This window comes from Rhizobium esperanzae, assembly GCF_014197615.1.
GTDB classification, from domain to species: domain Bacteria; phylum Pseudomonadota; class Alphaproteobacteria; order Rhizobiales; family Rhizobiaceae; genus Rhizobium; species Rhizobium esperanzae_A.
Window position 1 is genome coordinate 97291 of record NZ_JACIFY010000022.1, and the last position, 10658, is coordinate 107948.

The 10658-nt window shown below is 60.2% G+C and carries 6 protein-coding genes; 4 read left to right on the forward strand and 2 right to left on the reverse strand.

What is annotated here, in order from left to right:
- Both GGD57_RS25135 and GGD57_RS25140 read right to left on the reverse strand, forming a co-directional pair.
- A complete protein-coding gene (locus GGD57_RS25135; protein WP_184472925.1) occupies positions 1-1320 on the reverse strand; it encodes an ABC transporter substrate-binding protein in 1320 nt (439 codons plus the stop codon).
- Positions 1321-1382: 62 nt separating this feature from the next.
- On the reverse strand, positions 1383-2846 hold the full coding sequence (locus GGD57_RS25140; protein WP_184472926.1) for an aldehyde dehydrogenase: 1464 nt from the start codon (positions 2844-2846) through the stop codon (positions 1383-1385).
- Between the two features lie 235 nt (positions 2847-3081).
- Here GGD57_RS25140 and GGD57_RS25145 point away from each other — a divergent pair, with 235 nt between their 5' ends.
- The 4 genes from GGD57_RS25145 (at position 3082) to GGD57_RS25160 (ending at position 10411) form a co-directional block, all read left to right on the forward strand.
- Positions 3082-3981 (forward strand): helix-turn-helix transcriptional regulator, encoded by a 900-nt coding sequence (locus GGD57_RS25145; RefSeq protein ID WP_184472927.1) that lies wholly within the window; start codon positions 3082-3084, stop codon positions 3979-3981.
- A 166-nt stretch (positions 3982-4147) separates the two neighbouring features.
- The gene (locus GGD57_RS25150; RefSeq protein WP_184472928.1) at positions 4148-6031 is read left to right on the forward strand and encodes an ATP-dependent nuclease; all 1884 of its coding nucleotides are present in this window, start codon (positions 4148-4150) and stop codon (positions 6029-6031) included.
- Complete coding sequence (locus GGD57_RS25155) at positions 6028-8007, forward strand: UvrD-helicase domain-containing protein (RefSeq protein ID WP_184472929.1); 1980 nt, start codon at positions 6028-6030, stop codon at positions 8005-8007. The genes GGD57_RS25150 and GGD57_RS25155 overlap by 4 nt, the downstream gene beginning before the upstream one ends.
- 307 nt (positions 8008-8314) lie before the next feature.
- A complete protein-coding gene (locus GGD57_RS25160; RefSeq protein ID WP_184472930.1) occupies positions 8315-10411 on the forward strand; it encodes a carboxy terminal-processing peptidase in 2097 nt (698 codons plus the stop codon).
- Positions 10412-10658: the final 247 nt, after the last annotated feature.

The window sequence follows — 10658 nt, forward strand, 5'->3', positions numbered from 1 at the left end:
TTATCCGTTGTAGGCGGTCAGCTTGGCGCCGACCGGGACATTGGGATCGGTGGCGTTTTCGGTGACGACGTAGTCGAGTGCGAATTTCGAGCCCTCCGGCGCCTTCACCCATTGCGTGCCGATGATCGGCCCGGGAGAAACATTGGCGACGGGGCCGCTGGTGAAGTCGACCTTGCCGGCGATCGTCGTGGTCTTCAGCGTGGCGAGCGCCTTGGCGACCGCCTCCTTGCTCTTGACGTCGGTGCTCGCCTTCAGCGCATCGAAGCCGGCATCGAGCAGCGCCAGGCTCGCGCCGAGCTGCTGCGTCCACTGCTTGCCGCTGGCCGTTTCATAGCCGTCGGCAAGTTCGGTGCCGGAGACGCCGGTCAGCGTCGATTTGTAGGGGAAGGCCTTGTGCCAGTAGGCGGCGCTGCCGATGTTGAGACCAAGATCGCCGAGCGCCTCGATATCGGATGGGAACAGGCCGGTCTTGGCGACCTGGCAGATCTTGATCTGCTGGGTCAGACCCTGCTGTGCCGCCTGACGCCAGAAGGCGGCGAAATCGGGCGGGATCGGGAAGGAGTTGAAGATCTCCACGCCTTCCTGCCGGAAGAGAGCGATCTGCGCCGAAAAGTCGGTCGTTCCGGTTTCATAGGCGCCGGGATCGACAATGGTGAAACCCGCCTTGGCAAGGGCCGGCGCCAGATGGGCACGGATCGCATTGCCGTCGGCATCGTTCGGATACATGACGCCGACCTTCTTGTTGGTCTCGATCAGGCTCCATTGCGAGACATAGGCCTTGTGGAACTCTTCGACGCCGAAGCCGAAATGATAGGTCCATTTGAACGGCGAGGGCGCGCCCGGCTTGGCGCCGCGGCCGAAATACCAGGCTTCCCAGGGCATGACGGTGGAAAGGCAGGGAACGCCCGCCGCCTCGCAGGCATCGGCCACCGGATTGATGGTTTCCGGCGTCGAGACGGCGAGCATCAGGTCGATCGCCTCATTGTTGATCAGGTCCTTCGCCAGCTGCCCGGCGCGCGAGGGATCGGACTGGGTGTCCCGGTCGATAATCTCCACCTTCCAGGTCTTGCCGCCCGCCTGCAGGCCGCCCGCCAGCGCCTTGCGCGCCAGTTCCAGCACATAGCCGTCGGTCTCGCCGAAGCCGCCGAGAGGGCCGGTGCGCGGGCTGATGAAGCCGACCTTCAGCGTATCGCCGCCCTGGGCGAAAGCCGTGCGGCCGGAAAGCGCCAGCGCTGCACTGCCTGCGGCAGCCGATGCGATGAAAGAGCGGCGGGTCAGCGATGCCGTGTTGAGTTTGCCGTTGCGGAAAATGCCGTTCATGAAATTCCTCCCTCTTGATGCGGGCCTCCCAGCCCGTTTGCCTCGTTTGTCCCGGTCTGAACTCAGATCGGGTAGTGTCGTTTTCCCCCAGCCATGGTGATCCATCGGAGCTCGGTGAATTCGTCGATCGCGGCCTTGCCGCCGAAACGGCCGTAGCCGCTCGACTTGACGCCCCCGAACGGCATTTGCGGCTCGTCGGAAACCGTCGCCTCGTTGATGTGGCAGATGCCGGATTCAAGCCGCATGGCAACAGCCATCGCCGCATTGATGTCGGTGCTGAAAACCGCCGCCGAGAGCCCGTATTCATTGTCGTTGGCAACCGTCACCGCCTCGTCGACACTGCCGACCCGGACGATCGCCGCAACCGGCCCGAAACTCTCCTCGCGGTAGATGCGCATGGCAGGCGTCACGTGATCGATGACCGTCGCATCCATCAGCGTGCCGTTGGGCCGGCCGCCGCAGATAAGCACCGCGCCCTTCTGCAGGGCATCGTCGACGAGCGATTTCACGCGCCGCGCCGCCTCGGCATTGATCAGCGTGCCGAGCGGCGTATTGCCGTCGCCTGGATGGCCCGCGACGAGGGTTTCGGCCTTCACCCGGAACTTGCCGACGAAGCCGTCGGCGATCTCGTCCATCAGGATGATCCGTTCGGTCGACATGCAGATCTGGCCCTGGTTCATGAAGGCGCCGAAGGCGGCCGCCCCCACCGCCTCGTCGATATCGGCATCGGCGAGCACGATGAACGGCGCCTTGCCGCCGAGTTCGAGCAGGCAGCGCTTCAGATGCCGCGCCGCGGTCTCGGCGATGATCCGGCCGACACGGGTGGAGCCGGTGAAATTGATGCGGCGCACGGCCGGATGGGCGATCAACGCGTCGACGACGGCGGCGGCATCGCTCGGCGCATTGGAGACGACATTGACGACGCCGCGGGGAAAACCGGCGTCACGCAGGATGTCGCCGATCAGCCCATGGGTCTTCGGGCAGAGTTCGGAGGCTTTCAGGATGACGGTGTTGCCGCAGGCAAGCGGCATGGCGACGGCGCGGGCGCCGAGAATAATGGGCGCATTCCAGGGCGCGATGCCGACACAGACGCCGGCCGGCTGGCGCACCGCCATGGCAAGGTTTCCGGGAATGCCGGATGGAATGAGTTCGCCCGAGATTTGCGTGGTCATCGCCGCCGCCTCGCGGAAAATATCGGCGCCGAGCCGGCAGTTGATCGCCGCCCATTGCGCCGTGGCGCCGGTTTCGCCGGTCATCGCGGCAACGAGTTCCGGCGTTCTGATATCGAGCAGATCGGCCGCGGCGTTCAGCAGCCTGCGTCGCTCGCCCGGGCCGGTCTGCGACCAGTCGGGAAAGGCGGCCGCGGCGGCAGTGGCGGCCCGCATCATGTCGGCGATGGATCCGGCGGCGGCCGTCGTTGCGACGTCACCGGTCAGCGGATCCAGACGTTCGAAGGTCGCCCCCTCGGAGGCATCAATCGCCTCATTGTTGATCATCAGCTTTGCCGAAAACACCGTTCCACCCATTCCTCACGTGCTGGCGCCAAGTGCTGACACCCACATTGTTTGCCGGGGGAGAAGACGAGCGGACGCGACGGCCCAAAGGCCGCTTCAGCGTTCCCGCGTTGTCGGAATGCCTCCTCCCAAAGGCTGATGACGATAAGGTTACGCCGATCGATTGCGGATGGAATGCGATTTATTGGGTTAATATTGTAATTATCCGGCGATAAGGGCACTATTGGGCGGGAACGGAGGAGCAGCCTTGGCAACGGACGGAGGCATTCATCACTATGCCAGGGGCGAGTGGCACGCGCCGTCGCTGTCGCATCGGCGCATCCGTCTGCAAAAAGGCCTTTATGCCGATTTTCACCATTTCCTGCTGCTCGGCGAAGGCGCCGCCGAGCTTCATTTCGAGAGCGGCGAAGATCGCCCCTTGCACGGGCCGCTGCTTGCCTTCCTGCCGCCGCAGGCGCGTTGCGACCTGTCGATATCAGCCGGAAGTGCCGCCCATCTCATCGGCGCCTCGGCGCAGATCATGGTCGATGCGATCGGCGACAAGGTGGAATCCTATTCGCTGCGCCTCTTCACCGAGCAGCGCAAGCTGGTCGAGGCGCGCGATCCCTTGGCTGTGGCGGAAATCAGCCCGCTGATCTCAGGCTTCGTGCGGGAACTCGGCGATCCCGCCCGGGCCTCCTCGATGGTGGTCTCCGCCTATCTCAGGCTGATCCTGATGACGCTCTGGCGCGGCAGCGACGGCGAAAGAAACGAGCCGCGCGGGCAGGGCGAAACCGGCTCGATCCTGCAGCGCTATCGCCAGCTGGTCGAAGCCGGTTTCCGCCAGCACCGGCCGATCAGCGATTATGCCGCCGAACTGGGCGTCACCGCCGACCGCCTGCATTCGATCTGCCAAAGGACACTCGGCCGCTCGCCGATCCAGCTTCTGCATGAGCGCGTGGTGCAGGAGGCAAAGCTGAGACTGGAGCGCTCGGCCCGCAACATCCAGGAAATCTCCGACAGCCTCGGCTTCCGTGACCCCACCTATTTCAGCCATTTCTTCAAACGCAAAACCGGTCTCTCCCCCGCCGGCTACCGCGAAATCGCCCGGGCGTCGGCGGGGTCGGAGAATAGCATGCTGTCCTCGGGTTATGCGGATTGGCCTTAGGCGCGGGGCGTTGGGTAAAGCTGGAATTTGCCGGTCTTGGATCGCAAATCATGTTGTGTGGGATCCCGAACGGGCGGGACTGTGAAGAGCAATCCCCTCATGTCCGCCAAGCCAATTTGCAGTATCTTGCCTGACATAGCGATTCCCTAAGAGTGCGGGAGAATTCATGTATCTTGCCGAGATATTCGCTTCCGGTTTTCGTTGCTTTGCAGCCGAAGCTCCCTTGACTATCAGCGTGCAGCCCGGCCTGAACGTACTTGTCGGCCCGAATGATGCCGGCAAGAGTGCCGTCATTGATGCACCTCGTCACGTACTTTGGACACGGGGCGACGATTTCCTCAGGCTCGATCCGAATGATTTCCACGTAAGAGCGGACGGACGGCGCGAAACCGAACTTCTTATTCGCTGCAAGTTCGACGGTCTTACAGCTGCTGAACAATCCCGTTTTCTTGAATGGTGTTCCAATGAAGGGGGCACGTTACGGCTCTACGTTTGCGTTCGCGCGACATTGCGCAGGCAACGTGGCGGCGGTCACATAGTGATGACACAGTATCGGGCCTGCAAAGATGCCGACGGGCCACCGGTGGAAGGTGATTTACGCGAATATCTTCGGACGACCTATCTACGTCCGCTGCGCGACGCGGAGCGCGAACTTCGGTCGGGGAAGCGGTCTCGATTGTCGCGAATACTTGGCGCATTGCCGATTATGGCTTCACAAAGCGCGCCGGCAGCGGCCGGCGGGGCGGCTACACTTGTTGATACAATGAAAGCGGCAAACGACAGCGTTGAGAACAACGCCGCAGTCCAGAACATCGAGCAAGTCGTCAACACGAGCTACCTTGAAAGCCTGTCTTTTGCTGACGATCCGCTCACGGCAACCCTGAGCCTGGGAGCAAAAGGTTCATTCGATCAATTGCTGGAGCGGCTTGAACTTTACCTCAATGCGCCGCCCGGTCAGCTTGAACGTCTTAACCGCGGACTTGGCTATAACAACCTGCTGTTCATGGCAGCCGAACTGCTATTGCTGCAATCACATCCTGATCAAGTTCCGCTGCTTCTCATAGAAGAACCAGAAGCCCATTTGCATCCTCAACTGCAAACGTTGTTTATGCAGGTGCTTGAAGAACGGGCTGCGACTCCAGCGCAGGCTGATCATCAGCAAGTCCAGGTTCTCTTGTCAACGCACAGCCCAACCCTGGCGGCCGGATGCAGGCTTGATGCGATGATTATGATCATAGGTCACAAGGCCTATCCCTTAGCTCACGGAAAGACCAACCTAGCTGCTGATGACTACGAATTCCTCAGGCGCTTTCTTGATGCGACCAAAGCGAACCTGTTCTTTGCACGAGGGTTGATAGTGGTCGAGGGTGATGCGGAAAACATTCTCCTTCCGGCTATCGCAAGGAGAATGGGCAGGCCGCTTGGCAAGCATGGCGTATCGATCATCAAGGTCGGTCATCGGGGATTGTTTCGGTACAGCCGCATTCTCCAGCGTGCCGATGGAATGGTTATGCCGGTTCCTGTGGCCCTGTTGCCGGATAGGGATATCCCGCCGGACGCCGCAGCCAAGATTGTAGGTTCGCGCAAGACGGAATCGACAATCTTTCCGGCCAAGAAGCAGCAGCACCTCGCTGGCCTCAGGAAGGATGACGGCGGAAGCGTGCGAAGCTTTCCCTCCGAACAATGGACGCTGGAATTTGACTTGTCGCGAATGCCTGATCTGGCTGAACTGGTTCACGCCGCAGTTAAGCTCGTCAAGGGCGACCGCAGGAAAACGCGCGGTCAAATCATTGCCGATGCGAAGGCGAAGGTTGCTGCGTGGCAGGCTGACGCTAATAAATCGGACGACGATGTCGCAGTCCTCATATTTGCTCCCATGTCCAAAAAAGGCGGGGTCTCGAAAAGTGAAGTAGCAGAACAGCTTGCCCGGCTCATTGATGAACTGACTGATGCACCCGCGGTCTTTCGAGCGAAACTGCCGCCCTACATCGCCAATGCGATAGATTATGCGACCAGTAGTCCCGCGCCGCCCGCTGCGGGTGCTGCATGATCAAGGTCGCAGAACTGACGCCCGAAATCCTGGCAGCCCTAAGCGAAGAAATGGGAGGCTGCGACTTTTCCCAACCGAGCCAGAGAGCGTTTCTTTCGTCGGTTGAGTCATGCGATGTCCAAGCCGCACCAGGCAACGGGAAGACGACTTTACTTGTAGCCAAACTCAGTTTGCTATCGCGCACTTGGAATTCACGTTCGGAAGGCGTGTGTGTCATTTCACATACCAATGCCGCACGCATCGAAGTGGAAAAGCGCCTTGCTTCCCACGCCAGTGCATCTGCATTTCTGGGTTACCCGCATTTCATCGGAACGGTTACGACGTTCATCGACCGCTTTATCGCCCTACCATATCTGCGCGGCCTTGGTTGGCCCCTTCGGCGAATTGACGATGAGGTCTTCGCGGCGGTCGCGAAAAGGAGAGTTGCAAGCCGGCCAAACCTGCGAGCCATGGCGAGACGTCAGCCAAAGAACGTCGAGAACTGGGTTGCTAAACTGGAGTTTTCTTCTGCCTTTAACTTCCAACCGGGGCCCGTGCCGGATCGCATCGGCATCCGCGCACGTCCGCGTCAAGTTGGCCCGCACACAGATAGTGGCGCAGAGCTTGAGCAAATCAAGGCGAGTATGACCAGAGACGGCTACTATCGCTTTGGCGATATGACGGCTCTTGCCGCACGCGCAATGGAGCACTGCCCCGGGCTTGCCGATAAATTACGCGCGCGGTTCCCTCTGGTGATTCTAGATGAGGCCCAGGACACACATGGGCCTCAGCTTGCCTTGTTGCACCGGATCTTCGGTGGCGGCGGTGTGGCGTTCCAACTGCTCGGTGACCAAAACCAAACCCTTTATGAAGATCCTACACTTGCCCCAGGCGATTACTGGCAGCCAGCAGCCGAAGCTATACCTCTCAATGAGACTCGGCGGTTCGGAGAGCCTATTGCTGCTTTCGCCAGCCGCCTCACGGTGCGGCGACCACAGATAATAACCAGCCTGGAGAATTATCCCGCCCACCGCCACATTATCATGTTTAACGAAGCCAGAATCGGAGATGTCATTCCGACCTATGCAGAGAAGGTGCGGGATCACTGGGGGAACCGGATTCCTGACGGTCACGAGACCTGGGCTGTGAGTTCGCGTCACAACCTCTATCGGGACAGGCGCGGAGACTGGCCCAAAAGCCTTGTCGACTACCATCCCGCCTATCGTCCCGGTTCGTCAGGTAGCAGCAAGCCCACCTCATTCTGTGCAATTCTGCGGCAGGCAGCGACGCTGCATGCGGCCCACGAAACCCCGGCACGCATTGCCGAGATGCTTTGTCGGTCGCTCTCTGAACTCCTAGACATTGCGGGATATCAAGGGCCAGACGGACACCGGGTCAATAACGGTAATGTTTGGCGTATTCTTGCCGCTGACGGAGATAAGCACATAGCCGCCCGTCATCTGCTGTACCTCCACGTCTTAAATGGCCAGGCGGTTTGGCGCGCCGAAGCTTGGCAAGAATTCCTGGGAGCCTTGTCGGCGGCTCTGGGAATAGTCCTGGATGTCAACGGCAATGACGAGTGTGCTACTTTCGTGGCGTTCATCGATCAAGGTTCAGATAACGCGGTAGCAGCCGGCGCTCAGGTTTTGCGAAACGCCGTCACCGCAAATGGCGTCCTAGTTCAACTGGGATCGATTCATTCAGTCAAAGGACGGACGGTTGATGCCATACTTGTTTTAGAAACCGAAATATATCGTGGTCAAGCGGCCGACCAGCGAACCATGGATCTCACGACCGTCCTGCCGCACGCACTTGGTATAGAGGATCGTGACTTTGCGGCCAGCGATGCCCATCTGACCGCCGCCACGAATGTGTTTGTCGGAATTACCAGGCCTCGGACCTTGCTCGCTCTGGGTATTCGCAGGGCGAGTGTCAGTCCCGCCATGATGGAGGCCGCCGTCCAGCAGGGCTGGATACTCCAGGATCTGACGGTTTGATTGCGCCTTGCGCCATCCCTCAGCGACAGAATGTATCGCTTATCAAAGATGGGTATAACAAATCGGTGTTTTTTGATCCCTTTGAGGCCATACCGGCCGTCACCGCGTGGTACCGGCTCGGAAAGTGCCATCACGCCATCCCCGATGGTCTTGACGAACGCGCCGGCCCCAGTGGCGACGATCTACCCTCAAATGCATTTTCTTGGCATTGCCAACCATGTTATTTGCCACCTGCTTGCCAAAAGACCATAATTGTCTCACCTAGATCACCATCGACATCAGGCATTATGAATTGGATCAACGCTGAATGCGCATACCCTATGTTTTTCTTGCAGCATTTCTTGCCCTCGCACAGTCCGCATATGCTGAAGTTGCCTCGCCGCCTGCTTTGGCGCCGCTGAAGCGGCAGGCGCAGGCGGCTCAGTTGAGCGCGCAATTTCTCTCGCGATATAGCTACAAGCCCGTTCCGCTTGATGACGCCTTGTCGCAAAGGATCATGGACAGCTTCATCAAGTCGCTTGATCCGGACCGCATGCTCTTCCTGCAAACGGATGTCGACAAGTTCATGGCCGACCGCAGCGAGATCGACGATGCGATCGAAAAGCAGGACTTGAAGATCCCCTTTGCGATTTTCAACGCCTATGAACAGCGCGTCGTCGACCGCATGACCTATGCGCGCGGCCTGCTGAAGCAGGGCTTCGATTTCAGCACGCAGGAAAGTTTTTCGGTGCTGCGCGATAAAGAGCCGTGGCCGCAGTCGGAAGCCGAGAGCAACGAGCTTTGGCGCAAGCGCGTCAAAAGCGATTGGCTGCGGTTGAAGCTCGGCGGCAAGGCCGACGCAGCGATACGCGAAACCCTCGACAAACGTTACGAAAACTCGCTCGAGCGGGCTTACAAGTTCAAAAGCGACGATGTTTTCCAGTCGTTCATGGATGCCTATGCCACCTCGGTCGATCCGCATACGGATTATTTCGGCGCGGCCGCTTCGGCCGATTTCAATGTCTCGATGAAGCTGTCGCTGTTCGGCATCGGTGCCGTGCTGCAGGAGCGCGACGACTACACGACCATTCGTGAGCTCGTGCCCGGCGGGCCGGCGCAACTCTCCGGCAAGCTCGCCGTCGGCGACCGCATCACCGGCGTCGGTCAAGGCAAGGATGGGCCGATCAAGGAAGTCGTCGGCACGCGCCTCGATGAAGTCGTGCAGATGATCCGCGGGAAAAAAGGCTCCGTCGTGCGCCTGGATATCCTGCCGGCCGATGCCGGCGCCGATGCCGCCCATCGCGTCGTCAGCCTGGTGCGCGATAAGATCAGCCTCGACAAGCAGGCCGCCAGGAAAACCGTTCTCTCCGTCAAGGCGGGCGACACCACGCGCAAGATCGGGATCATTACGCTGCCTGTTTTCTACGAGGATTTCGAAGCCAAGAGCAAAGGCGACAAGGACTACAAGAGCGCAAGCCGCGATGTCGCCAAGCTTCTCGGCGAGCTGAGTGATGAAAAGGTCGACAGCGTTCTCATCGACCTGCGCAACAATGGCGGCGGTTCGCTGGATGAGGCGATCGATTTGACCGGCCTCTTCATCGGCAACGGCCCGGTCGTTCAGCAGCGCGGCAGCGACGGCAAGATCGGCGTCAGAAGCGCCGATTTTGCAGCACCCGTCTGGACAGGCCCGATGGGCGTCCTGATCAATCGCGGCTCGGCGTCGGCGTCGGAGATTTTTGCCGCGGCGATCCAGGATTACGGCCGCGGCGTGATCATCGGGGAACCCAGCTTCGGCAAGGGCACCGTGCAGACCGTCGTCGATCTCGACCAGGTGGTTCACAACAGCAAACCCGAATTCGGTGAGCTGAAAGTGACGATTTCGCAGTTTTTCCGGGTGAACGGCGGCACCACGCAGCTGCGCGGCGTAACACCCGATCTCAGCCTGCCGGGCCTGTCTGATCCCACGAGCTTCGGCGAAACCAGCTATGACAATGCTTTGCCATGGGCTGAGATCAAACCCGCGAAATACACCCCCTCCGACACGATCAAGACGCTGCTGCCGGCATTGCAGAGCCGCCATGATACCCGGGTCAAGAGCGATCCGGATTTCCAGCGCCTGTTGAAAGACATTGCCGACCTGAAGGCCCAGCGCGAGAAAGGGCTGATCTCGCTCAACGAAGCCGAACGCCGCAAGGAAGCCGCTGCCCGGGAAAGCCGCTTCAAGTCGCGAGCCCAGGGAGCCGATGACGAGGACCTTGGTGGAGATGACGGCCTGCAGGCAGACGAACGCAGCCTGAGCGCCGACATCGCCATGGAAAACGCCCGCAAGAATGCCAAGGACGTCCTCCTGGACGAATCCGCCGCCATTCTCGCCGACGAGGCGGACCTGCAGCAAGGCCCGTCACAGGCGGTTACAAAACAGTAGAGCCGCGGCACCTCACAGGCTGCACCGCCGCGCGGCTTGAGCGGCCTCGCTTTTGCCGTCGCGCAATCGCCGCTGTGGGGCCGCAGCTTCATCGCGCCGGCGAGGCCTGTGGTCCCGGGGCACCACCTCTCCTCCGTCATCCCAGGGCTTGATGTAAAGCCCGGATACATACCTGACAGATGTTCGGAGACATGCCTGACACTTTCGAGATGATTTTTCGGGAGGTCGGCATGGTTTGGCGGTCGAG

Bases quoted from the DNA above. Each gene is read 5' to 3' on its own strand.
- GGD57_RS25140 (WP_184472926.1), bottom strand. From the start codon at position 2,846: ATGGGTGGAACGGTGTTTTCGGCAAAGCTGATGATCAACAATGAGGCG.
- GGD57_RS25155 (WP_184472929.1), top strand. From the start codon at position 6,028: ATGATCAAGGTCGCAGAACTGACGCCCGAAATCCTGGCAGCCCTAAGC.
- GGD57_RS25160 (WP_184472930.1), top strand. From the start codon at position 8,315: ATGCGCATACCCTATGTTTTTCTTGCAGCATTTCTTGCCCTCGCACAG.
- GGD57_RS25135 (WP_184472925.1), bottom strand. From the start codon at position 1,320: ATGAACGGCATTTTCCGCAACGGCAAACTCAACACGGCATCGCTGACC.
- GGD57_RS25150 (WP_184472928.1), top strand. From the start codon at position 4,148: ATGTATCTTGCCGAGATATTCGCTTCCGGTTTTCGTTGCTTTGCAGCC.